We start from the raw sequence: 24,639 nt of genomic DNA, 5'->3' as shown, positions 1-24,639 counted from the left end.
GGAGGCAGTCGAGGCTAAGGAAGGCGCGAAACGTGCGCACATTACGTGCCCGAAAGCGGTTTCCTGCATATTTTCATCGCGCGTGCTTTTCGATTGGCGCAACGGCGAGGCGGCATGATAGCCCAGCGCGATGACGAATTGACGGAATACGTTCCCCGGTTTTTGTAAGTAATTGGTACTGCGTTGCGCATTGCGAATTCGGCGTGCGCATTCCGGTGCCGCTTCCCGGGACACACTGTATGTATACAGTGATGCGCCGGGCGCGAATGTCGCGCATGGTAGAATCTTTCGATGCGCTGCGTTCGCACGCATAACAAGCATGCGCTGCACACGCGGCGCGCAGCGTACGTCGGCTACGCGCCACGCCGGCGCTCGTCGCGCGGAAAGCGGACGGGTTTCGCGACATCGCCGCGCGCACTGCCGTGTCGCCGCTGCAAAGTTCAAGACACGGATAATGGATCAATTCGCCAAAGAGACTCTGCCAATCTCCCTCGAGGAGGAAATGCGCCGTTCGTATCTCGATTACGCGATGAGCGTGATCGTCGGGCGCGCGCTTCCCGATGTCCGCGATGGCCTGAAGCCTGTGCATCGTCGGGCGCTCTACTCGATGCACGAGCTTAACAACGACTGGAACCGCGCGTACAAGAAGTCGGCGCGTATCGTCGGCGACGTCATCGGTAAATACCATCCTCACGGCGACGCGTCCGTCTACGAGACGATCGTCCGCATGGCGCAGCCGTTCTCGCTGCGCTACATGCTGGTCGACGGCCAGGGCAACTTCGGTTCGGTCGACGGCGACAACGCCGCCGCGATGCGTTACACCGAAATCCGCATGGCGAAGATCGGTCACGAACTGCTGGCGGACATCGACAAGGAAACCGTCGACTTCGGTCCGAACTACGACGGCAGCGAAAACGAGCCGCTCGTTCTGCCGGCACGCATTCCCAATCTGCTGATCAATGGCTCGGCCGGCATCGCGGTCGGCATGGCGACCAATATTCCGCCGCACAACTTGCGCGAAATCGTCGACGCCTGCCTGCATCTGCTGAACACGCCCGAAGCCACCGTCGACGAACTCATCGAGATCGTGCCGGCGCCGGACTTCCCGACGGCCGGCATCATCTACGGCGTCGCGGGCGTGCGCGACGGCTATCGCACGGGGCGCGGGCGCGTCGTGATGCGCGCGGCCACGCACTTCGAGGAGATCGATCGCGGCCAGCGTCAGGCCATCATCGTCGACGAAATTCCGTATCAGGTGAACAAGCGCACGCTGCTCGAGCGCATCGCCGAACTCGTCAACGAGAAGAAGCTCGAAGGCATTTCCGATATCCGCGACGAGTCCGATAAGTCGGGCATGCGCGTCGTGATCGAGCTGAAGCGCGGCGAAGTGCCCGAAGTCATCCTGAACAACCTGTACAAGCAGACGCAACTGCAGGATACGTTCGGCATGAACCTGGTCGCGCTCGTCGACGGCCAGCCGAAGCTGCTGAACCTGAAGGAAATGCTCGAATGCTTCCTGTCGCATCGACGGGAAGTGCTGACGCGGCGCACTGTATACGAGCTGCGCAAGGCGCGCGATCGCGGGCACGTGCTCGAAGGTCTCGCGGTGGCGCTCGCGAACATCGACGAATTCATCGCGATCATCAAGGCCGCGCCGACGCCGCCGATCGCCAAGCAGGAACTGATGGCGCGTCCGTGGGACTCGTCGCTCGTGCGCGAAATGCTCACGCGCACCGAGACCGAGGCTTCGGGCGGGCGCGCGGCGTATCGTCCGGAAGGGCTGAACCCGGCGTACGGGCTGCAGGAAGACGGGCTTTACAAGCTGTCCGACGTCCAGGCGCAGGAAATCCTGCAAATGCGTCTGCAACGCCTGACCGGTCTCGAGCAGGACAAGATCGTCGGCGAGTATCGCGAAGTGATGGCGCAGATCGCCGATCTGCTCGACATCCTCGCGCGGCCGGAGCGGATTCGCCAGATCATCGTCGAAGAGCTGGGCCAGATTCGCGCCGAGTTCGGCGACGACCGCCGCTCGCGCATCGAGATGAATGCGACGGAGCTGAACACCGAAGACCTCATCACGCCGACGGACATGGTCGTCACCATGTCGCACTCGGGCTACGTGAAGTCGCAGCCGCTCTCCGAATATCGCGCGCAGAAGCGCGGCGGGCGCGGCAAGCAGGCGACGCAGATGAAGGAAGACGACTGGATCGACACGCTCTTCATCGCGAACACGCACGATCACATGCTGTGCTTCTCGAACCGTGGCCGCGTCTACTGGATCAAGGTGTACGAAGTGCCGCAGGGCTCGCGCAATTCGCGTGGCCGCCCGATCGTCAACATGTTCCCGCTGCAGGACGGCGAGAAGATCAACGTCGTTCTGCCGATCAAGGAGTTTTCGGCGGACAAGTACGTGTTCATGACGACCGCGCTCGGCACTGTCAAGAAGACGCCGCTCGAGGCGTTCAGCCGTCCGATGAAGAAGGGCATCATCGCGGTGGGTCTGGATGATGGCGACTATCTCATCGGCGCGGCGATCACCGACGGCGAGCACGACGTCATGCTGTTCTCCGACGCGGGCAAGGCCGTGCGTTTCGACGAGAACGACGTGCGCGCGATGGGCCGCGAGGCGCGCGGCGTGCGCGGCATGCAACTCGAAGACGGGCAGCAGGTCATCGCGATGCTGGTCGCGGGCGGCGAGAACCAGTCGGTGCTGACGGCGACCGAGAACGGCTTCGGCAAGCGCACGCCGATCAACGAGTACACGCGTCACGGCCGCGGCACGAAGGGTATGATCGCGATCCAGACGTCGGAGCGTAATGGCCGCGTCGTCGCGGCGACGCTCGTCGAGCCGGAAAGCGAGATCATGCTGATCACGACTTCGGGCGTGCTTATCCGCACGCGCGTCTCGGAAATCCGCGAAATGGGCCGCGCAACTCAAGGTGTTACACTCATCAGCCTTGACGAGGGAACGAAGTTGTCGGGACTGCAGCATATCGCCGAGGCGGAAGCCGAGGCCGAACTCGAAGCAGACGCCGGCCCGGAAGACGCGGCGGCCAAACCCGAAGACGCGCAAAACGATGAAGGCGGACAGGACGCCTGATATTTTTTGTGTCGAAGGTCTCTTGTTATCGCTTTTGAAAGCTCGGATTAGTTAAGCTGCGCGACGTGACATGAGCCGGTGCCGGCATCGGAAACACCGGCAAGGCTCGTCGCCAGTGCTGAACTGGATATTTTTTACAGGGAGTAATGATGCAAGGACGTTTCAAGCAGTGGATGTTGCTGGCCGCTTTCGTGCCGACTTTCGCGATGGCTCAGTCGCTTCAGAATCAGGCGCCCGCACAGTCGGCCGCACCGGCGGCCGCAGCAGCACCGGTTGATCCGGCCAAGCAAGCCGCGATCAAGGACCTGCTCGACGCGATCGACGCTCAGAAGCTGGTCGGCGCGATCGGCAACAGCGCGCAGATGCAATCGAAGCAACTCGTGCCGGCGATCCTCTCGGACGCGCTGTCCGAGAACAAGACGATGAACGACAAGCAGAAGCAAGCCGCCGTGCCGTCGCTGCAAAAGAACGCAGTGCCGAAGCTCGTCGATTCCGCTGGCCAGGTCTTCGCGACCGACGCGTTCCGCAAGGACGCGATGCAGGCTCAGTACGACGCGTACGCGAAGTACTACTCGACCGACGAGATCAAGGACCTGACCAACTTCTACAAGAGCACGACGGGCCGCAAGTTCATCCAGGTTCAGGACCAGGTTGGCCGCGACGTCGTGAACGGCCTGATGCAAAAGTACATGCCGCAAGCCATCAAGGCGACGCGCACGCAAGCCGATCAGGAAGTGGCGAGCGTCAAGCCGAGCGCGAAGTAAGTTCGGCGACTGCCTGACAATTCCGTCCACGCGAGGCTTGCCGCCTCGCGCATTGGCGGGTTTTCAGGACAGTGCGATAATGGCTGTTTGCGCGTGAGCGCAAGCAGCCATTTCTTTTTCGGGCACGAGAAACACGGCGTTCGTTGCATCGGCCGTCGATCCGCGCCTGCCCAGTCGGAATTCCGGGATCTCCAGATGCGCGTGTTCAATTTCTCCGCCGGCCCAGCCGCCATGCCAGAAGAAGTCCTGAGGCAAGCAGCCGATGAAATGCTCGACTGGCAAGGCAGCGGGATGAGCGTGATGGAAATGAGCCACCGCGGCGCGGAGTTCATGTCGATTCACGAAGCGGCGCTCACCGATCTGCGCGACCTCCTCAACGTCCCGGCATCGCATCGTATTCTGTTTCTGCAGGGCGGCGGCATCGGCGAAAACGCCATCGTGCCGATGAATCTGCTCGGCGCGAAGCAGACCGCCGACTTCGTCGTGACCGGTTCATGGTCGACGAAATCGTTCAAGGAAGCGCAGAAGTACGGCACGCCGCATCTCGCGGCAAGCGGCAAGACCGAAGCCGGCTTCACACGCGTGCCGGGCTTCGACGAGTGGAAGCTCTCGGACGATCCGGCTTACGTGCATCTGTGCAGCAACGAGACCATCGACGGCGTCGAAGCCTTCGAGATTCCCGATCTCGGCGACATCCCGCTCGTCGCGGATGCATCGTCGCATATCCTGTCGCGCCCGATGGATATCGCCAAATACGGCGTGCTCTTCGGCGGCGCGCAGAAGAACATCGGCATGGCGGGCGTGACGGTCGTGATCGTGCGCGAAGATCTGCTCGACCGCGCGCTGCCCATTTGCCCGTCGGCGTTCGAGTGGAAGACGGTCGCCGAGAACAACTCGATGTACAACACGCCGCCCACGTACGCGATCTACATCGCCGGGCTCGTCTTCAAGTGGCTGAAGAAGCAGGGCGGTCTCGACGCAATCGAGAAGCGCAACGTCGAGAAGGCGAAGCTGCTTTACGACACCATCGATTCCAGCGGTTTCTACGTCAACAAGGTCGAGCGTCAGAACCGTTCGCGCATGAACGTGCCGTTCTTCCTCGCCGACGAATCGCGCAATACCGATTTTCTGGCCGGCGCGAAGGCGCGCGGGCTGTTGCAACTGAAGGGCCACAAGTCCGTCGGCGGCATGCGGGCATCGATCTACAACGCGGTGCCGATCGAGGGCGTGAAAGCCCTCGTCGATTACATGAAGGAATTCGAGCGCGAAAGCGCTTAAACCCGGCTTCAAACATCAAGCACCGCATGGACGACGATCTCAATTCAAGACTCAAACCGCTGCGAGAGCGCATCGATGCGCTCGACGCGCAGCTCATCGCGCTGTTGAATCAGCGTGCTTCCGTCGCGCTCGAAGTCGGCGAGGTGAAGAAGCATTTCAACGCGCCCGTGTTTCGTCCGGAGCGCGAGATGCAGGTCATCGCGCGTCTGCAACAGATGAGCAACGGGCCGCTCGCAGCCGAGCATATCGCGTCGATCTGGCGCGAGATCATGGCCGCGAGCCGCGCGCTCGAGCAGACCATCAGCGCCGCGTTCCTCGGCCCGGTCGGCACGTACAGCGAACAGGCGATGTTCGAATACTTTGGGCATTCGATTCAGGGCGTGCCGTGCCCGTCGATCGACGAAGTGTTCCGCGCAGTGGAGGCGGGCGCCGCGCAGTACGGCGTCGTGCCGGTCGAAAATTCGGCGGAAGGCGCGGTGTCGCGCACGCTCGATTTGTTGCTGCAGACGTCGCTTTCGATAGGCGGCGAACTCGCGCTGCCGATCCATCACAATCTGCTGACCGCGTCTGGCACGCTCGACGGCGTGAAGCGCGTGTGCGCGCATCCGCAGGCGCTCGCGCAGTGCCAGCGCTGGCTGTCGGCGAACGTGCCGCATCTGGAGCGGCAAGCGGTATCGAGCAATGCGGAAGCCGCGCGCATGGCGCTCGAGGATCCGACGGTCGCGGCCATCGCCGGCGATCGCGCCGCCACGCATTACGGCCTGGGTGTCGTGTTCTCGATGATCCAGGACGATCCGCACAATCGCACACGCTTCGTGATCATCGGCAAGCAGCCGACGGATTCCAGCGGCCACGATCAGACTTCGCTCATCGTCACGGTGAAGAATGAATCCGGCGCGGTGTTCAAGCTGCTGGAGCCGCTCGCGAAGCACGGCGTATCGATGACGCGTTTCGAGTCGCGTCCCGCGCGCTCGGGCGCGTGGGAGTACTACTTCTATATCGATATCGAAGGCCATCGCGACGATGCCGCGGTCGCCGCCGCGCTCGAAGAACTCGGCGCCAAGTCCGCGTTCCTCAAGATCCTCGGTTCGTATCCGCGGGCGCGCTGAGCGGCCGTTTCGTTTTCCGCTTCAGGCTGCATCGATGTTCTCTTTCAACAAACTGGTTATTTTCGGCGTCGGGCTGATCGGCGGGTCGCTCGCGCGCGCGTTGCGTGAGCGCGCGGGACTCGCGGGGCGCGTCGTCGGCGTGGGGCGAACGGCCGCGTCGGTCGCGCGCGCGCTCGAACTCGGCGTGATCGACGAAGCCGCCGCGCTCGACGACGACATCGCGCTGTCGAACGCGCTGAAGGGCGCCGACGTCGTGCTGCTCGCCGCGCCCGTCGCGCAGACGGAGCCGCTGCTCGCGCGCATCGCGCCGTTTCTCGACGCGCGAACTATCGTCACCGACGCCGGCAGCACGAAAACCGATGTCGTCGCGGCGGCAAGGCGCGCGCTCGGTGCGCGTGCCGCGCAGTTCGTGCCCGGCCATCCGATCGCCGGGCGCGAGTCGAGCGGCGTCGATGCGGCGTTGCCCGACCTGTACGTCGATCGCAATGTCGTGCTGTGTCCGCTGCCTGAAAATGCAACGGATGATGTCGAACGCATCGCGTCGATGTGGCGCGCGACCGGCGCGTGCGTGCGCGAGATGAGCGAGGCGCAGCACGATCGCGTGTTCGCGTCGGTGAGTCATCTGCCGCACGTGCTGTCGTTCGCGCTCGTCGACCAGATTCTCGACACGCCCGACGCCGATCTAAAATTCTCGTTCGCTGCGGGCGGATTCCGCGATTTCACGCGCATCGCGGCGTCGAGCCCGGAAATGTGGCGCGACATCTGTCTTGCGAACCGCGCCGCGCTGCTCGCCGAACTCGACGACTACACCGCCGTGCTCGCGCGTTTTCGTGCGGCGATCGACGCATCGGATGGCGCGGCGCTCGAAGCGGCGTTCGCGCGTTCTCGCGTCGCGCGCAAGGAGTGGCAGGAACGCGGCGGCATCAAGCCGTCGAACGATATCGCCGCGAAATAAGCTGTGACCCAAGGAAACAACATGGAACATCTCGATCTCGGACCTTTCTCCCGCGCGTCCGGTACGGTGCGCCTGCCCGGTTCGAAGAGCATTTCGAACCGCGTGCTGTTGCTCGCGGCGTTGTCGAACGGCGAGACGTCGATCACCAATCTGCTCGATTCCGACGACACGCGCGTCATGCTCGATGCGCTCAGGACGCTCGGCGTCGATGTGCGCGAGGACGCCGACCGCGTGATCGTCGGCGGCACGGGCGGCGCGTTTCCGTCGAAATCGGCGGAACTGTTTCTCGGCAACGCGGGCACGGCGGTTCGTCCGCTGACCGCGGCGCTGGCGGTGAACGGCGGCGAATATCGGGTACACGGCGTGCCGCGCATGCACGAGCGGCCGATCGGCGATCTCGTCGACGGGCTGCGCCAGATCAACGCCGCGATCGACTACGAACTCAACGACGGCTTTCCGCCGCTCAGGATTCATCCCGCGAAAATCGCGATCGACCGTCCGATCCGCGTGCGCGGCGACGTGTCGAGCCAGTTTCTCACCGCGCTCCTGATGAGCCTGCCGGTCGTCGAGGGCCGTGACGGTCCCGTGACGATCGAGATCGAAGGTGAACTCATCTCGAAGCCGTACATCGAAATCACGATTCGTCTGATGGCGCGCTTCGGCGTGAACGTCGAACGCGACGGCTGGGGGCGCTTCACCGTGCCCGCAGGCGTGAGCTACACATCGCCGGGCGCGATCATGGTGGAAGGCGACGCGTCGTCGGCGTCGTATTTTCTGGCGGCGGGCGCGATCGGTCACGGCCCGGTGCGCGTGGAAGGCGTCGGACGTTCGAGCATCCAGGGCGATGTCGGTTTCGCGGATGCGCTGAATCGCATGGGCGCGAACGTGATGATGGGCGAGGACTGGATCGAAGTGCGCGGCGTGGAATCGGACGATGGCAGGCTCGCGCCCATCGACATGGACTTCAACCTGATCCCCGATGCCGCGATGACGATCGCCGTGGCCGCGCTTTTCGCGAGCGGCACGACGACGCTGCGCAATATCGCGAGCTGGCGCGTGAAGGAAACCGACCGCATCGCCGCGATGGCGACCGAACTGCGCAAGGTCGGCGCGACGGTGGAAGAGGGCGCGGACTATCTGGTCGTCACGCCTCCTGACGCGTTGACGCCGAACGCCGCGATCGACACCTACGACGATCACCGCATGGCAATGTGCTTTTCGCTCGTGAGCCTCGGCCGCGTGCCGGTGCGCATCAACGATCCGAAATGCGTGAACAAGACTTTCCCCGATTATTTCGATCGCTTCTCGACGCTCGTGAAGGTGTGACGTGAAACGCGATGCCATCGATTTCGACAACCGCAACAACGGGCCAGAACGGCCAGACTCAATGAAACCGACCCGTCCATTCGACCCTACTCCAGTGATCACCATCGACGGGCCGACGGCGTCGGGCAAGGGCACGGTCGCGGCGGTCGTCGCGGCGACGCTCGGCTTTCACCTGCTCGACAGCGGCGCGCTGTACCGGCTCGCCGCGCTTGCGAGCATCCGCTACGAGGTGGGGAAGGACGACGCGCCCGGCCTTGCAAAACTCGTCGAAGCGCTCCATATCACCTTCCGCGAAGGTTGCGCGCAGCTCGACGGCGTGGATGTCTCGGGCGAAATCCGGCGCGAGGAAGTCGGCAACCGCGCCTCCGCGATCGCCGTTCACCCCGAAGTGCGCCAGGCGCTCGTCGCGCGCCAGCGGGCCTTTCGCAAGCGCCCGGGCCTCGTCGCCGACGGCCGCGACATGGGCACCGTCATCTTCCCCGACGCCACGCTGAAGGTATTTTTGACTGCGAGCGCCGAGGCGCGCGCGGCCAGACGGCATAAGCAATTGATGCAAAAAGGTTTTTCTGCTAATATGGATGACTTGCTGCGAGATTTGCGCGCGCGCGACGACCGGGACATGAACCGGAGCGCCGCGCCGCTCAAGCCCGCGGCGGATGCGAAGACGCTGGACACCTCCGGTTTGTCGATCGACCAAGCGGTCGAACAGATCATCGGCTGGTACAGCGCAATTCGCGTGTAGTGCCGTAAGGTGCTTCGCCGGGAGGCGAAGCGTGTGTTAAACCACTTAACCCCGTATGGCGTTGCGCCTCACCGGTCTCAATACCGAGACCACCGCGCAAAGGCCGTGCAAATACAGATTTTTATGTCCGACCTGCAAACCTCCACCCCGAATACCGAATCCTTTGCGGCTCTGTTCGAAGAGTCGCTGACCAAGCAGGACATGCGCGCCGGCGAAGTGATCTCCGCCGAAGTCGTGCGTGTCGACCACAACTTCGTGGTCGTGAACGCTGGTCTCAAGTCCGAAGCCTATATTCCGCTCGAAGAATTCCTGAACGACGCGGGTGAAGTGGAAGTGCAGGCGGGCGACTTCGTTTCCGTCGCGATCGACGCGCTGGAAAACGGCTATGGCGACACCATCCTGTCGCGCGACAAGGCGAAGCGTCTGGCTTCGTGGCTGTCGCTGGAAAAGGCGCTGGACAACAACGAACTCGTGACCGGCACGATCACGGGCAAGGTCAAGGGCGGCATGACCGTCATGGTCAATGGCATCCGCGCGTTCCTGCCGGGTTCGCTCGTCGACACGCGTCCGGTCAAGGACACGACGCCGTACGAAGGCAAGACGCTGGAATTCCGTGTCATCAAGCTCGACCGCAAGCGTAACAACGTCGTGCTGTCGCGCCGCGCTGTCATCGAAGCGACGCAAGGCGAAGAGCGCGCAAAGCTGCTCGAGACGCTGAAGGAAGGCGCGATCGTCGAAGGCGTGGTCAAGAACATCACCGACTACGGCGCGTTCGTGGACCTCGGCGGCATCGACGGCCTGCTGCACATCACCGACATCGCATGGCGCCGTGTGCGTCACCCGTCGGAAGTGCTGTCGGTCGGCCAGGAAGTCACGGCCAAGATCCTCAAGTTCGACCAAGAGAAGAACCGCGTTTCGCTCGGCATCAAGCAACTCGGCGACGATCCCTGGGAAGGCATCTCGCGCCGTTACCCGTCGGGCACGCGCCTGTTCGGCAAGGTCACGAACATCACCGACTACGGCGCATTCGTCGAAGTGGAATCGGGCATCGAAGGCCTGGTCCACGTGTCGGAAATGGACTGGACCAACAAGAACGTCGCGCCGTCGAAGGTCGTGCAACTGGGCGACGAAGTCGAAGTCATGGTTCTCGAAATCGACGAAGACCGCCGCCGTATCTCCCTCGGCATGAAGCAGTGCAAGCCGAATCCGTGGGATGACTTCAGCCGCAACTTCAAGAAGGGCGACAAGATCAGCGGCGCCATCAAGTCGATCACCGACTTCGGCGTGTTCATCGGTCTGCCTGGCGGCATCGACGGTCTGGTTCACCTGTCGGATCTGTCGTGGTCGGAAACCGGCGAAGAAGCCGTCCGCAAGTACAAGAAGGGCGACGAAGTCGAAGCCGTGGTTCTGGGCATCGACGTGGACAAGGAACGCATCTCGCTCGGTATCAAGCAGCTCGAAGGCGATCCGTTCAACAACTTCGTGGCGATCAACGACAAGGGCGCGATCGTCGACGGCGTTGTGAAGTCGGTCGATCCGAAGGGTGCGGTCGTCACGCTGTCCGGCGAAGTCGAAGGCTACCTGCGTGCTTCGGAAATCGCACAAGACCGCGTGGAAGATGCGCGCAACGTGCTGAAGGAAGGCGACAAGGTCAACGCGATGATCATCAACATCGATCGCAAGTCGCGTGGCATCAACCTGTCGATCAAGGCGAAGGATTCGGCCGAACAGCAGGAAGCCATGCGCAGCCTGCAGGGCGACACGAACGCCGCCGCGACCGGCACGACCAACCTCGGCGCGCTGCTCAAGGCCAAGCTCGACGGCCAGAACAGCTAAGCCCTCAACGGCAAGCTGAAGTATGACCAAATCGGAATTGGTCGCCCAGTTGGCGTCGCGATTTCCGCAACTTGTTCTCAAGGATGCGGATTTCGCGGTGAAGACGATGCTCGATGCGATGTCGGAGGCTCTGGCCAACGGTCACCGCATCGAGATTCGCGGCTTCGGCAGCTTCGGGCTCAATCGTCGTCCGTCGCGCGTCGGGCGTAATCCCAAGTCGGGCGAGAAGGTGCTGGTACCGGAGAAATTCGTGCCGCACTTCAAGCCGGGCAAGGAATTGCGCGAACGCGTCGATGGCCGTGCGGGCGAGCCGCTGAAAGCGTCGAATGACGACGATGCGGACGATCTCTGATCGGCGCGCATCCGCGGACTTCCCGGACCGCGGCTTCCGCCACGAGGCAATCGACCAGAAAAAGCACCCTGCGGGGTGCTTTTTTTTTATGCCTCGCGTCATGCGCGCGGCGCGGTTGCGGTGACGGGTGCGGCACTTGCTCGAATCGGGTGGGAGCGGGCATGTGTCTGCGCTCCTGAGCATCAATTACAATACCGGTCACTTTGACCTGAGTGTTCAACCGCGAAGGCCCGGCCGTAAAGCACGGGCCGTCTGGTGCAACCGCTCTTGCGAGACCCTACATGAAATTCATCGTCTGGCTGATCCGCGTTCTGGTGTTCGTGCTTTTGCTGGTGCTGGCGCTCGCCAATACCCAGCCCGCGACGCTGAACTTCCTCGCGGGCTACGCGTGGCAGGCGCCGCTGATCCTGATCGGCCTCGCGTTTTTCGTCGTCGGATTGCTGGCGGGACTCGTCTCCGCCGTGCCGGCGATGGTGCGCCTGCGCATGGAGAATGGGCGCCTGAAGCGCGAACTGCGCGTCGCGCGCGAAACGCCGGTGGTCAAGGAAGAACCGCCGATGCCGCCACTCATCTGAGCCGCCGCGCAAGCAGACACCCAACATTGAACGACTAATCGCATGGATCTCGACTTCTGGTGGCTGCTCGTCATCCCCGTAGCTTTCGCGCTAGGTTGGATCGCGTCCCGCTACGACCTGAAAACGCTGCTTTCCGAGAATGCGAATCTGCCGCGCTCGTACTTTCGCGGCCTCAATTTTCTGCTCAATGAGCAACACGACAAGGCGATCGATGCGTTCATCGAAGTCGCCAAGCTCGATCCCGAAACCATCGAATTGCATTTTGCGCTCGGCAACCTGTTTCGTCGCCGTGGCGAAACTGATCGCGCGATCCGCGTGCATCAGAATCTGTTGAGCCGCGCCGACTTGCCCGTCGCCGAGCGTGACCACGCGCTGTATGAACTCGGGCAGGACTTCCTGAAGGCGGGCCTGCTGGATCGCGCGGAGGAAACGTTCAAGTCGCTGAACGCAGGCGAGTATTCGCTTGGTGCGCAGCGCGCGCTTCTGACCATCTACGAAATCGAGAAGGACTGGCCGAAGTCGATCGCGACGGCCGAGCAGATCGAAAAGATGGGCGCGCCGTCGCTGCATATGGAGATCGCGCATTTTCACTGCGAACTTGCGCAGGAAGCGTTGCAGCGCAAGAATCCCGATGGCGCGCGCGCCGAACTGAAGCTCGCGCTGGCATCGAATCCGGACAACGTGCGCGCGACGATCCTCGCGGGCGATGTCGAAGCAGCCGCTGGCAATGTCGATGCCGCGATCGCGCACTGGAAGCGCGTCGAGGCGCAGAACGAGGCGTATCTGCCGCTCGTCGCCGAGAAGCTGATGAAGGCGTACGCCGCGCTCGGGCGCAAGGAAGAGGGCGTCGATCTGCTGATCGACTACGCGACGCGGTATCCGTCGAATGATCTGCTCGATGTCGCCTACAAGCACGTGCAGGACTTGCGCGGACTGGACGCCGCCCACGAACTCGCGCGGCGGCAGATGCAGAGCGCGCCGAATCTCGCGGGCATGACGCGCCTGCTCGAAGCGCAGGAAGCGACGGCCGACGAGCCGCGCCGCGGCGAGCTCGAACTGATGCGTAATCTCGTGAAACAGCGCACTAAGAATCTGCCGCGCTATACGTGTCAAACTTGCGGCTTCCGCGCACGGCTATTCTATTGGCAATGTCCCGGCTGCAGCGGCTGGGAAACCTACGCGCCGCGCCGCGTCGAGCCGATCACCAGTTCGGCCTGAGCCCGCGCGGCGAGTCTGACATCTGGCGGCGCACGAGCGCGCCGCTTCCGCCACCGGCATTTCAAAAGCAACCGGAAAGCGTATGAAAGTGACCATCGTCGGCACGGGTTACGTCGGTCTTGTGACCGGCGCGTGTCTTGCCGAAATCGGCAATGACGTGTTTTGCGTGGATGTCGATCCGCGCAAGATCGAAATTCTCAACAGTGGCGGCGTGCCTATCCACGAGCCGGGCCTACAGGAAATGCTGAGGCGCACGCGCGCGGCGGGCCGCATCCAGTTTTCCACCGACGTGAAAGCGAGCGTCGAGCACGGCGATATTCAATTCATCGCGGTCGGCACGCCGCCCGACGAAGACGGTTCCGCCGACTTGCAGTACGTGCTCGCCGCCGCGCGCAATATCGGCAAGTATTCGAACGGCTTCAAGGTGATCGTCGATAAATCGACGGTGCCGGTCGGCACGGCGCTGCAGGTGAAGCGCGCCGTCGACGAAGAGCTGAAGGCGCGCGGGCTCGAGGGCTCGGAGAAGCACGGTTTCTCGGTCGTGTCGAATCCTGAGTTCCTGAAGGAGGGCGCCGCCGTCGACGACTTCATGCGGCCGGATCGCATCGTGATCGGCATCGACGACGACCGCGCGGGCGACCTCGCGCGCGAGAAGATGAAGCGCCTCTACACGCCGTTCAACCGCAATCACGAGCGCACGCTGTACATGGACGTGCGTTCGGCGGAATTCACGAAGTACGCCGCCAACGCGATGCTCGCGACGCGCATCTCGTTCATGAACGATCTGTCGAATCTCGCGGATACCGTCGGCGCCGATATCGAATCGGTGCGGCGCGGCATGGGCTCGGACCCGCGCATCGGCTATCACTTCCTGTACGCGGGCTGCGGTTACGGCGGCTCGTGCTTCCCGAAGGACGTGCAGGCGCTCGCGCAGACCGCGCGCGAGAACGGTCACACGCTGCGCGTGCTCGAAGCGGTCGAAGCGGTCAATAACGATCAGAAGAGCGTGCTCGTCAACAAGATCGTGAAGCGCATGGGCGAGGACTTGCGCGGGCGCACGTTCGCCGTGTGGGGGCTCGCGTTCAAGCCCAATACCGACGACATGCGCGAGGCGTCGAGCCGGCGCATCATCGAGGCGCTGCTGGCGCGCGGCGCGACGGTGCGCGGCTACGATCCCGTCGCGCGCGACGAAGCTCAGCGCGTCTTCGCGCTCGATCTTGCCGACCGCCCGGACGATCTGAAGCGCCTGCATCTCGTGAACACGCAACAGGATGCGCTGACGGGCGCGGATGCGCTCGTCATCGTGACCGAATGGAAGGAATTCAAGAGCCCGGATTTCTGGCACTTGAAGAGCGCATTGAAGACGCCGGTGATCTTCGATGGCCGCAATCTGTATGAACCGGAATCGATGGCCGAAATGGGCATCGACTATTTTGCAATAGGACGTCCCCATGTCGAACTCGACCGCCACGGCAGCAGCAACTAAGCCCGAGATTCCTGTCGTGCCGCTCGCGCGCGTCTGCGCGGCGCGCGTGCTCGTCGTCGGGGACGTGATGCTGGACCGCTACTGGTTCGGCGACGTGAACCGTATTTCGCCCGAAGCGCCGGTGCCGGTCGTGCACGTGCAGAAAAAGGAAGACCGGCTGGGCGGCGCGGCGAACGTCGCGCGCAACGCGGCGGCCCTCGGCGCGCAGGCGGGCCTGCTCTGCGTGGTCGGGCATGACGAGCCGGGCGAGCGCATTGTCGAACTGCTCGGCGAGAGCAAGGTCGCCGCGCATCTCGAACGCGATCCCGAACTCTTGACGACGATCAAGCTGCGCGTGCTGTCGCGTCAGCAGCAACTGCTGCGCGTCGATTTCGAGAACACGCCGAATCACGAAGTGCTGCGCGCGTGTCTCGAACGCTTCGCGGAAATTCTGCCGCAGCACGACGTGATTCTCATGTCCGATTACGCGAAGGGCGGCCTCACGCACGTCACGCAGATGATCGCGGACGCGAAGCGCGCCGGTAAGCCGGTGCTCGTCGATCCGAAGGGCGACGACTGGGACCGATATCGCGGCGCGACGCTCATCACGCCGAACCGCGCCGAACTGCGCGAAGTGATCGGGCAATGGAAATCCGAGGAAGACCTGCAAGCGCGCGTGACGAAGCTGCGCGCCGATCTCGATCTCTCCGCGCTCCTGCTCACGCGCTCGGAAGAGGGCATGACGCTCTTCACGGAGGACCGCGTGCTGCACACGTCGGCGGAAGCACGCGAAGTGTATGATGTCTCGGGCGCCGGCGACACCGTCATCGCAACGGTCGCGACCATGCTGGGCGCGGGCGTGCCGCTCGTCGACTCGATCGTCTATGCGAACCGCGCGGCGGGCATCGTCGTGGGCAAGCTCGGTACGGCGACCGTCGACTACAACGAACTCTTCGCCTGACCTTACCTGAACCTTCGCCATGACCATCATCGTTACCGGTGCTGCCGGATTCATCGGCAGCAATATCGTCAAGGCGCTCAACGAGCGCGGCGAGAACCGCGTGATCGCGGTCGACAATCTCACGCGCGCCGACAAGTTCAAGAATCTCGTCGATTGCGAGATCGACGATTACCTCGATAAAATCGAGTTCGTCGAACGCTTCAAGCGCGGCGATTTCGGCCGCGTGCGCGCGGTCTTCCATGAAGGCGCCTGTTCGGACACGATGGAGACCGACGGCCGCTACATGATGGACAACAACTTCCGCTACAGCCGCGACGTGATGGACACGTGCCTCGAGCAGGGCGCGCAGTTCCTGTACGCGTCGTCGGCGGCGACGTACGGCGGATCGAGCCGCTTCGTCGAAGAGCGCGAAGTCGAGAAGCCGCTCAACGTCTACGGCTATTCGAAGTTCCTCTTCGATCAGATCGTGCGGCAAGTGCTGCCGAAGGCGGGGAGCCAGATCGTCGGCTTTCGCTATTTCAACGTCTACGGCCCGCGCGAGACGCACAAGGGGCGCATGGCGTCGGTCGCGTTCCACAACTTCAACCAGTTCCGCTCGGAAGGCAAGGTCAAGCTCTTCGGCGAATACAACGGCTATGCGGCCGGCGAGCAGACGCGCGACTTCATTTCGGTCGAAGACGTCGTGAAGGTGAACCTGTTTTTCTTCGATCATCCGGAGAAATCGGGCATCTTCAATCTCGGCACCGGACGCGCGCAGCCGTTCAACGACATCGCATCGACCGTTGTGAACTCGCTTCGCGCGATGAACGGCGAAGCGGCGCTGTCGCTCGCGGAACTCGTGCAGCGCGGGCTGATCGAGTACGTGCCGTTTCCGGACGCGCTGCGCGGCAAGTATCAATGCTTCACGCAAGCGGATCAGTCGAAGCTGCGCGCGGCGGGCTATGACGCCTCTTTTCTCACGGTTCAGGAAGGCGTCGACCGCTACGTGCGTTGGCTATTCGGCCAGCTATAAACGCGTTTCGAGCGTCATTAAACTGGGTCTCACGGTTGGCGCTGGTGCCGGCCGGTTCCTCACGGAGACTCAGTCATGTTCAAGCAAGCACTCTCGTCGATCGCCGCATTCGCGCTCCTTTTTTCCATCGGCAGCGCGTGGGCGGCCGTCGACGTCAACACCGCGAATGCCGACGCGCTGCGGGGCATCAAGGGCATCGGTCCGGCGAAGGCGAAAGCCATCCTCGATGAACGTCAGGCGCACGGTCCCTTCAAGGACGCGGGCGACCTCAGCACGCGCGTGAAAGGCATGGGCGGCAAGACGGTCCAGCGTCTCGAAGCCGAAGGGCTGACCATCGGCGCAACCAGCAAGACCGCGGCGCTTGCCGCACCGCCGGGCGCGGCAAATTCGGCGGTCGCGACGCAGGTGTCCGCGTCGGCGGCGGCCAAACCGGTCATCGTGAAGAAGTAGCCGGATTCGCGGCGCGCGCCATGGTGAAGCGCGCGCCCACGATCTCCTTCAGCCTTCGGATGTTTTAGGCTCCCCCGCGGACGACCTCCCCGTGGGGTTTTTGCGTGCGCGGGCGGCGCGCGCGAACGGCATTCCATCCGCGCGAGAGGGGTGCGCCGGCATCGGCGGGACCGGTGGGCTACAATCGACGCATCCCTATATCGAAATTCCCGCGCACAGACGTGTCGTCGGCGGGGAATGAATCCGCTCCGCATATGGCTTACATGACTATCGAAGACACGATCGGCAACACGCCGCTCGTGCAACTCGTCCGCGTCGTGGACGATGAAATCCGCAGCCGCAACAACGTCGTGCTGGGCAAGCTCGAAGGCAACAATCCGGCGGGTTCGGTGAAGGACCGCCCGGCTTTGTCGATGATCAGGAAAGCTGAAGAGCGCGGCCGCATCAAGCCGGGCGATACACTGATCGAAGCGACGAGCGGCAATACCGGGATCGCGCTCGCGATGGCCGCCGCGATGCGCGGCTACAAGATGGTGCTGCTGATGCCGGAAGATCTGTCGATCGAACGTCGTCAGAGCATGGCGGCATACGGCGCGGAAATCGTGCTGACGCCCGTGACGGGCGGCATGGAATACGCGCGCGATCTCGCCGATCAGATGCAGCGCGACGGACGCGGCATCATCCTCGATCAGTTCGCGAACCCCGACAACCCGCTTGCGCATTACGAAGCCACCGGTCCCGAACTGTGGCGTCAGACCGAAGGCCGCCTCACGCACTTCGTCTCGTCGATGGGCACGACCGGCACGATCATGGGCGTCTCGAAGTATCTGAAGGAGCAGAACCAGAAGATCGAGATCATCGGTGCGCAGCCGGAAGAGGGCTCGCGCATTCCGGGCATCCGTAAATGGCCGGAAGCGTATCTGCCGAAGATTTTCGATCGCAGCCGTGTGGATCGCGTGGAGAACGTGAGTCAGGCGGCGTCCGAAGCGATGGCGCGGCGCCTCGCATCGGTCGAGGGCATTTTCGCGGGCATTTCGTCGGGCGGCGCGTGCGAAGTCGCGCTGCGCGTCGCGCGTCAGGTCGAGAACGCGACGATCGTGTTCATCGTCTGCGATCGCGGCGACCGTTATCTGTCGACGGGCGTGTTCCCGGCCTGAAACGGCGATTGTCGTTCGTTCGATAAAAAACCCCGGCGCGCCGGGGTTTTTTTACGTCAGGCGTCGCGCGCGATCACGCGCCGGGATCGCCCGCGATCATGCGCGCTTTCACCGCCTCGCCGAGTTGATACACCGCGAGCGCGTAGAAGAAGCTGCGGTTATAGCGCGTGAGCACATAGAAGTTCTTCAGGCCCAGCGTGTATTCGGTCGCGCGGCCAGGCGTCGGCAGATCGACGACGGTGAGCGGCGTCGCCGCTGCTGCATCGATATTCAGACCCGGTTCGTTGAGCAGCATACCGGCCTTAGTCAGTTGCGCGAGCGACCACTTCGGTTCCGGCGAGCCGTCCGCGGCGGCCTGCGCGATGCCCTGGCTGCCGGGATCGCCGGCGATGCGCCACACGACCGGACGGCCCGGTTCCCAGCCGTTCTGCTTCAGATAGTTCGCAACGCTGCCGATGGCGTCCGCCGGGCTCGTGCGCAGATCGATGCGGCTGTTGCCGTCGTAATCGACCGCGTATTGCACGATGCTGCTAGGCAGGAACTGCGGAATGCCGATAGCGCCGGTGTACGAACCGAGCACGGTCGTCGGGTCGATCTGCGAATCGCGCGTCCACACGAGCAGGTCTTCGAGATTCTTGCGGAAGGTCGCCATGCGCTCGGCGCGATTCGGCGTGTTCGGATAATCGAACGTGAGCGTGGTCAGCGCGTCGAGCGCGCGGAAGTTGCCCATGTACTTCCCGTAGATCGTCTCCACGCCGATGATGCCGACGATCACCTCCGGCGGCACGCCGAATTGCTCGGACGCGCGCTGCAGCGTCGCTTGATTGGCGCGCCAGAACTTCACGCCGGCATTGATGCGGATCGGCTCGATGAAGCGCGACTGATACGCGCGCCAGTTTTTGGCCTGCGGCGTCGGCGACGGAAGTACGAGCTTCGCCGCCGTCGCGGAATAACTCACGTGAGCGAACAGATCGTGCAGCGCGGACGAATCGAAGTCGTAGCGCGCGACCATGTCGTTGATAAACGCCTCGACATTCGGATTGTTCGCGTAGCGCTGCGGCACGATCTCTTCTTCGAACACCTGCCCTTGCGGCGTCGCGGCCTGCGGCTGCTGCGACTGCTGCGACTGCGCAAGGGCACTGTTGCCTGAGAGAAAGCCGAGCGCGCAGACGAAGGAAGCGACGAGTGCGCGCTTTGCCGGCTTGAACGAAGCCGTGAAGTCGAACGGAGCAAACTGGAAAGTCATAGTGTGCGTGGTTGGGGGCGGTAGGGGCGATGCCGGATGCGCGAGCGGCCAAAACGCCTGAGAAGTTGAATCGATCTGCAACGATTCTCAACGGAACGCAACAGCCTGCAACATGCCGCGCGCATTCGCTTGGCCGGCAAGGCGTCGGGGCAGTATAACCGACGCCTTGCGCCCATATCGGCCATACGTCCGGACGGAGCCGGACGTGTTCAACGGTGTGGTAACTTAACGTCAAATGCGCGCCGCGTGGTCGCGTATGACGAAAAAACACGAGACGAGAGCCGACGTGAGCGGCATTGCGAGACATCATGGCCACCGGCTTTTACTCCCATCCCGACTGCCTCCAGCACGACAACGGCCAATGGCATCCCGAATGTCCGGCGCGCCTTCAGGCGATCGAAGATCAACTGATCGCGAGCCGCATCGATTCGCTCATCGAGCGTGAGGAAGCGCCGCTCGCGGAGGAAACCGAGCTCGCCCGCGTGCATACGCAGGCGCATATCGATTACATCAAGAGCCGCACGCCGGAGTCGGGTAGAAGCGAACTCGATCCAGATACGTCGATGTGCCCCGCGTCGTATCGGGCCGCGTTGCGCGCGGCGGGCGCGGCGATCGCGGCAACGGATGCCGTCATCGAAGGGCGCTACGACAACGCCTTCTGCAGCATCCGGCCGCCGGGCCATCATGCGGAACCCGCGCGCGCGATGGGTTTCTGCCTTTTCAACAACGTCGCGATCGCCGCGCGTCATGCGCTCGAAGTGCACGGCCTGCAGCGCGTCGCGATCGTCGATTTCGACGTGCATCACGGCAACGGCACCGAGGCCGCGTTCAGCGGCGACTCGCGCGTGCTGATGTGCAGCATTTTCCAGCATCCGTTCTATCCGTTCTCCGGCGCCGACAATCACGCGTCCAACATGGTCAACGTGCCGCTGCCCGCGCGCACGAAGGGCATGCAGGTGCGCGAGGTCGTCGACATGATGTGGCTGCCGCGGCTCGACGAATTCAAGCCGCAGATGATCTTCGTGTCGGCGGGCTTCGACGCGCACCGCGAAGACGACATGGCCAACATGGGCCTCGTCGAGGACGATTACGCGTGGATCACCGAGCAGATTCGCGCGGTGGCGAAGCGCCATGCGCAAGGGCGCATCGTGAGCTGTCTGGAAGGCGGCTACAACCTGTCGGCGCTGGGGCGCAGCGTGGTCGCGCATCTGCGCGTGCTCGCCGAGATCTAGCCACGCGCGTGCGTGCGCGCGTAATCGGCGCGCACCAGCGTCCAGTCGATCAGTTCGCGGATCACGCGCTCGCGGTCGAGGTCGTTGAGTGTTTCGTGCGCGCTGCCTTCGTGAATTGCGAGCGTGCTGTCGGTCGATCCCGCGTGCGCTTCGAACTCGCGGCTGCCGGCGGGATCGCAGATTGCATCGGCGCTGCCGTGGAAGACGAGAATCGGCAGTTTGATATCGCCGCGACTGGCCGCCACGCGCGCCATGCCGGCGAGAATCTGCGCGGCGGTGCGCGCCGGAACCGCGCCGTGAAACACGAGCGGATCACGCTTATACGCTTCGACGACGCCAGGCGCGCGCGACAGCAGCGCGGGATCGATGCTGAACGCGGCCACGCGCGGCGCGACCGTCCCGACGATGCGGCTCAGTTTCGCCTTCCAGCGCGGCGTGCCCGCGCCGATCTTCAGCGCCGGACTGGACAGAATCAGCCCGGCCAGGTTTTTCTCCTGCGCGCGCTCGGCGGCGTACAACGCCGCGACCGTTCCGCCCATGCTGTGGCCCATCAGAAATAGCGGCGTTCCGGCGGGCGGCGTCGCGGTGCAGGCTTCGAGCAGCACGTCGGCGTCGCGCAGATAGTCGGTGAAGACGCGAACCCATGCGCGCTCGCCCGACGATTTGCCGTGCCCGCGCAGATCGATCGCGATCAGTTCGATGCCGGCCGCGTTCAGCGCGACCGCGAGCGCGTCGTAGCGTCCCGCGTGCTCGCCCAGACCGTGAATGAGCGCGATGCGGGCGTGCGGCGCGTCGCGTTCGGCATCCGCTACAGGCTGCCAGCGATGCAGGAACAACTCGACGCCGTGCCGCGTCGTAACCGCGCTCGTCGAATAAGTAGTGCGTGACATGAGCCAGTAAATATCTCCACGTTATTAGCCGATCTGAATTCATTATTAAACAGAATGTAACGGGTCCTGTAAAATCGCGGGCTACGGTACAAAAACAGCTAACAACGAGCGGCGGCCGGCTGCACGGGTGCGTTCACCCGGCGAGCCTTCCGCCGTTTGCATTTTCATGATCGAAATACGCAACCTTTCGCAGCGCTTCGCGGGACCCAGAGGCTGGGTCGAAGCGCTGCACAACGTCAATCTGACGATTCCCGCCGGCGAAGTGTTCGGCATCATCGGGCGCAGCGGCGCGGGCAAGAGCACGCTGGTGCGCACCATCAACCTGCTGACGCGGCCGAGCGAAGGCAACGTGATCGTCGACGGACGCGATCTCACGACGCTCGGCAAGGACGACCTACGCGCAGCGCGCCGCGACATCGGCATGATCTTTCAGCATTTCAATTTGCTGAGTTCGCGCACGGTGTACGACAACGTCGCGCTGCCGCTCGAACTCGCCGGCAAGAAGCGCGCGGAGATCGAAGCGGCCGTGCTGCCGCTGCTCGATCTCGTTGGCCTCACGACGCACAAGGACAAGTATCCCGCGCAGATCAGCGGCGGGCAGAAGCAGCGCGTGGGCATCGCGCGGGCGCTCGCGAGCCAGCCGAAGGTGCTGCTTTCCGACGAAGCCACCTCCGCGCTCGATCCCGAAACCACGCGCGCGATTCTCGATCTGCTGCGCAAGATCAATCGCGAGCTCGGTCTCACGATCGTCCTCATCACGCATCAGATGGAGGTCATCAAGCAGGTGTGCGATCGCGTCGCGGTGCTCGACGCGGGGCGCGTGGTCGAAGAGGGCAAGGTCGTCGATGTCTTCATGCAGCCGCATCACGAAGTCACGCGCGCGCTGATCGGCGATGTGATCGCGCACGAACTGCCGCCCGCGTTGAAGGCGCGCGTCGTCGAACGGTTGAAGACGGGCAGCGGCCATCTGCTGCGCCTCGCGTTCACCGGTTCGGGCGTCGATCAGCCGATTCTCTCCGAGACGATCCGCCGCTACGAGCTCGATTTCAACATCCTGCACGGCCAGATCGACGAGATCCAGGGGCAGGCGTTCGGCTCGCTCGCGGTGCTCGCGGGCGGCCAGCCGGTGAAGATCGCCGAGGCGATCGAATATTTGCGCTCGCAAGGCGTCGTGGTGGAGGAGTTGTCCCATGTTGAGTGAAATGTTCGACATGTTCGTCCAGTCGTTCTGGGAAACGCTGATCATGGTCGGCATTTCGGGACTCGTCGGCGCGGCGGTCGGTCTGCCGCTCGGCGTGCTGCTCTATCTGACCGATCGCGATGGCGTACTGCAGAACATCGGCGTGAATCGCGTGCTCGGCGGCGTCGTCAATGCGGTGCGCTCGACGCCCTTCATCATCCTTCTTGTCGCGGTGATTCCGTTCACGCGGCTCGTCGTCGGCTCGTCGATCGGCACCGCGGCCGCGGTCGTGCCGCTGACCATCGCCGCTGCGCCGTTCATCGCGCGGCTCGTGGAAACGGCGCTGCGAGAAGTGGACCGCGGGCTCATCGAAGCTGCGCAGGCGATGGGCGCGACGACATCGCAGATCGTCTTCAAGGTGCTGTTGCCGGAATCGCTGCCGGGCGTCGTCGCCGGTCTGACGATCACGTTCGTCTCGCTCGTCGGCTATTCGGCGATGGCCGGTGCGATCGGCGGCGGCGGTCTCGGCGATCTCGGCATCCGCTACGGTTATCAGCGCTTTCTGCCCGAAGTGATGGTTACCGTCGTCGTGATTCTCATCGTGTTCGTGCAACTCGTGCAGTCGTTCGGCGACTGGCTCGTCCGTCGTCTCAGCCACAAATAAACAATCGGAAATCATGCAACGTCGATTCATTCTGAAGTTCGCCGCCGCGCTCCTGAGCGCAACGCTGTTCAACGGCTTCGCGCACGCCGACGAAGCCATCAAGATCGGCGTGACCGGCGGCCCGCACGCGCAGATCATGGACGTGGTGAAGCAGGTCGCCGCGAAAAACGGCCTGAAGATCACCGTCGTCGAGTTCTCGGACTACGTGCAGCCGAATGCCGCGCTCGCCGCCGGCGATCTCGATGCCAACAGCTATCAGCATCTGCCGTATCTCGACGCGCAGGTGAAGGATCGCGGCTACAAGCTCGCGAGAGTCGCCGATACCGTGACGTTCCCGATGGGCATCTACTCGAAGAAGCTCAAGTCGCTGTCGGCGCTGCCCAACGGCGCGCGCATCGCGGTGCCGAACGATCCGACCAACGGCGGCCGCGCGTTGCTGCTGCTGCAGAAACAAGGTCTCATCAAGCTGCGCGCCGACGCGGGCTTGAAAGCGACGCCGATCGATATCGTCGAAAATCCGAAGAAGCTGAAGATCGTCGAACTCGATGCGGCGCAGATTCCGCGCTCGCTCGACGACGTCGATGCCGCCGCCATCAACACGAACTTCGCGATGGAAGCGGGTCTGAAGCCGAAGTCGGACGCGATCGCGATCGAGGAGCCGCGCGGCCCGTACGTGAACATCATCGCGATCCGCGCAGCCGACAAGGACAAGCCGTGGGTCGCAAAGCTCGTCGCGGCGTATCACTCGCCGGAAGTGAAACAGTTCGTAGAAGGAAAATACGCGGGTGCGGTGATCACGGCGTGGTAATCGTTTTCACGGCCGTCTTCGGGTTTTCGTGGATATAAATAGAACGATCGTTCGATAAAATTTGGCTCATTCCTGATGCACGACGACCCGACCCCACCCGGTTTTGGAGGGGTGATCCGACGCGTCGCTCGTATAATGACGCTGGGTTGACGTAATCGTAACTTTGGAGCGTGTGCATGAAAATTCTGGTGCCAGTCAAGCGCGTGGTCGACTACAACGTGAAGGTCCGGGTCAAGTCGGATAACACGGGCGTCGATATCGCCAACGTGAAGATGTCGATGAATCCGTTCGATGAAATCGCCGTGGAAGAAGCGGTGCG

General features: G+C 63.3%; 22 protein-coding genes and 1 pseudogene. 21 read left to right on the top strand and 2 right to left on the bottom strand.

Going from position 1 to position 24,639, the window contains the following annotated elements:
- Nucleotides 1-454 precede the first annotated feature (454 nt).
- The 16 genes from gyrA (at nt 455) to cysM (ending at nt 18,300) form a co-directional block, all read left to right on the top strand.
- Complete coding sequence (gyrA, locus tag AWB77_RS14625; protein ID WP_061135176.1) at nt 455-3,100, top strand: DNA gyrase subunit A; 2,646 nt, start codon at nt 455-457, stop codon at nt 3,098-3,100.
- A gap of 149 nt (nt 3,101-3,249) precedes the next feature.
- A complete protein-coding gene (locus AWB77_RS14620; RefSeq protein ID WP_061135455.1) occupies nt 3,250-3,864 on the top strand; it encodes a DUF2059 domain-containing protein in 615 nt (204 codons plus the stop codon).
- 195 nt (nt 3,865-4,059) lie between these two features.
- A complete protein-coding gene (gene serC, locus AWB77_RS14615) occupies nt 4,060-5,142 on the top strand; it encodes a 3-phosphoserine/phosphohydroxythreonine transaminase (protein ID WP_061135454.1) in 1,083 nt (360 codons plus the stop codon).
- A 26-nt stretch (nt 5,143-5,168) separates the two neighbouring features.
- Nucleotides 5,169-6,251 (top strand): prephenate dehydratase, encoded by a 1,083-nt coding sequence (gene pheA / locus AWB77_RS14610; RefSeq protein ID WP_061135175.1) that lies wholly within the window; start codon nt 5,169-5,171, stop codon nt 6,249-6,251.
- Between the two features lie 34 nt (nt 6,252-6,285).
- Nucleotides 6,286-7,206 (top strand): prephenate dehydrogenase, encoded by a 921-nt coding sequence (locus AWB77_RS36860; RefSeq protein ID WP_061135174.1) that lies wholly within the window; start codon nt 6,286-6,288, stop codon nt 7,204-7,206.
- 21 nt (nt 7,207-7,227) lie between these two features.
- Complete coding sequence (aroA, locus tag AWB77_RS36855) at nt 7,228-8,532, top strand: 3-phosphoshikimate 1-carboxyvinyltransferase (protein ID WP_061135173.1); 1,305 nt, start codon at nt 7,228-7,230, stop codon at nt 8,530-8,532.
- A gap of 61 nt (nt 8,533-8,593) precedes the next feature.
- Nucleotides 8,594-9,274, top strand: coding sequence for a (d)CMP kinase (gene cmk, locus AWB77_RS14595; RefSeq protein WP_061135453.1), 681 nt, complete (start codon nt 8,594-8,596; stop codon nt 9,272-9,274).
- Nucleotides 9,275-9,379: 105 nt separating this feature from the next.
- Nucleotides 9,380-11,110 (top strand): 30S ribosomal protein S1, encoded by a 1,731-nt coding sequence (rpsA, locus tag AWB77_RS14590; RefSeq protein ID WP_208601521.1) that lies wholly within the window; start codon nt 9,380-9,382, stop codon nt 11,108-11,110.
- Nucleotides 11,111-11,132: 22 nt separating this feature from the next.
- Entirely contained in the window at nt 11,133-11,462 is a 330-nt protein-coding gene (locus AWB77_RS14585) for an integration host factor subunit beta (RefSeq protein WP_008342376.1), read from the top strand.
- A gap of 281 nt (nt 11,463-11,743) precedes the next feature.
- Entirely contained in the window at nt 11,744-12,037 is a 294-nt protein-coding gene (locus tag AWB77_RS14580) for a LapA family protein (RefSeq protein ID WP_061135171.1), read from the top strand.
- A 42-nt stretch (nt 12,038-12,079) separates the two neighbouring features.
- Nucleotides 12,080-13,255 carry a lipopolysaccharide assembly protein LapB gene (gene lapB / locus AWB77_RS14575; protein ID WP_061135170.1) on the top strand — a complete coding sequence of 392 codons (1,176 nt, stop codon included), beginning with the start codon at nt 12,080-12,082 and terminating at the stop codon, nt 13,253-13,255.
- A gap of 82 nt (nt 13,256-13,337) precedes the next feature.
- Nucleotides 13,338-14,741, top strand: a complete 1,404-nt coding sequence (locus tag AWB77_RS14570) for a UDP-glucose dehydrogenase family protein (RefSeq protein WP_061135169.1) — start codon at nt 13,338-13,340, stop codon at nt 14,739-14,741.
- Entirely contained in the window at nt 14,707-15,681 is a 975-nt protein-coding gene (rfaE1, locus tag AWB77_RS14565) for a D-glycero-beta-D-manno-heptose-7-phosphate kinase (RefSeq protein WP_061135168.1), read from the top strand. Before AWB77_RS14570 ends, rfaE1 begins: the two co-directional genes overlap by 35 nt.
- A 19-nt stretch (nt 15,682-15,700) precedes the next feature.
- Complete coding sequence (gene rfaD, locus AWB77_RS14560) at nt 15,701-16,693, top strand: ADP-glyceromanno-heptose 6-epimerase (RefSeq protein ID WP_061135167.1); 993 nt, start codon at nt 15,701-15,703, stop codon at nt 16,691-16,693.
- Between the two features lie 75 nt (nt 16,694-16,768).
- Entirely contained in the window at nt 16,769-17,143 is a 375-nt protein-coding gene (locus tag AWB77_RS14555) for a ComEA family DNA-binding protein (RefSeq protein WP_061135166.1), read from the top strand.
- Between the two features lie 254 nt (nt 17,144-17,397).
- Nucleotides 17,398-18,300, top strand: a complete 903-nt coding sequence (gene cysM, locus AWB77_RS14550; protein ID WP_061135165.1) for a cysteine synthase CysM — start codon at nt 17,398-17,400, stop codon at nt 18,298-18,300.
- Nucleotides 18,301-18,373: 73 nt separating this feature from the next.
- Here cysM and mltB read toward each other — a convergent pair whose 3' ends face one another.
- Nucleotides 18,374-19,546, bottom strand: coding sequence for a lytic murein transglycosylase B (gene mltB / locus AWB77_RS14545; RefSeq protein ID WP_061135164.1), 1,173 nt, complete (start codon nt 19,544-19,546; stop codon nt 18,374-18,376).
- A 308-nt stretch (nt 19,547-19,854) separates the two neighbouring features.
- Here mltB and AWB77_RS14540 point away from each other — a divergent pair, with 308 nt between their 5' ends.
- Nucleotides 19,855-20,778 carry a histone deacetylase family protein gene (locus AWB77_RS14540; RefSeq protein ID WP_061135163.1) on the top strand — a complete coding sequence of 308 codons (924 nt, stop codon included), beginning with the start codon at nt 19,855-19,857 and terminating at the stop codon, nt 20,776-20,778.
- On the opposite strand, the gene AWB77_RS14535 is transcribed toward AWB77_RS14540, so the two are convergent.
- Entirely contained in the window at nt 20,775-21,668 is an 894-nt protein-coding gene (locus tag AWB77_RS14535; protein WP_061135162.1) for an alpha/beta hydrolase, read from the bottom strand. The two genes, AWB77_RS14540 and AWB77_RS14535, sit on opposite strands and share 4 nt — an antisense overlap.
- A gap of 166 nt (nt 21,669-21,834) precedes the next feature.
- On the opposite strand from AWB77_RS14535, the gene AWB77_RS14530 reads away from it, so the two are divergent.
- From AWB77_RS14530 to AWB77_RS14515, 4 genes and pseudogenes are all read left to right on the top strand, one after another.
- The gene (locus AWB77_RS14530) at nt 21,835-22,869 is read left to right on the top strand and encodes a methionine ABC transporter ATP-binding protein (RefSeq protein WP_061135161.1); all 1,035 of its coding nucleotides are present in this window, start codon (nt 21,835-21,837) and stop codon (nt 22,867-22,869) included.
- Nucleotides 22,859-23,512, top strand: coding sequence for a methionine ABC transporter permease (locus AWB77_RS14525; RefSeq protein ID WP_061135160.1), 654 nt, complete (start codon nt 22,859-22,861; stop codon nt 23,510-23,512). Before AWB77_RS14530 ends, AWB77_RS14525 begins: the two co-directional genes overlap by 11 nt.
- Nucleotides 23,513-23,525: 13 nt before the next feature.
- Nucleotides 23,526-24,320, top strand: a complete 795-nt coding sequence (locus AWB77_RS14520) for a MetQ/NlpA family ABC transporter substrate-binding protein (protein WP_061135159.1) — start codon at nt 23,526-23,528, stop codon at nt 24,318-24,320.
- A 176-nt stretch (nt 24,321-24,496) separates the two neighbouring features.
- A pseudogene (locus AWB77_RS14515) lies at nt 24,497-24,639 on the top strand (electron transfer flavoprotein subunit beta/FixA family protein); the annotation flags it as partial.

The organism is Caballeronia fortuita (assembly GCF_001544835.2).
Taxonomy (GTDB): domain Bacteria; phylum Pseudomonadota; class Gammaproteobacteria; order Burkholderiales; family Burkholderiaceae; genus Caballeronia; species Caballeronia fortuita.
Note: the sequence above shows the minus strand (reverse complement) of the source record. Positions and strands in the feature narration are given on the sequence as shown.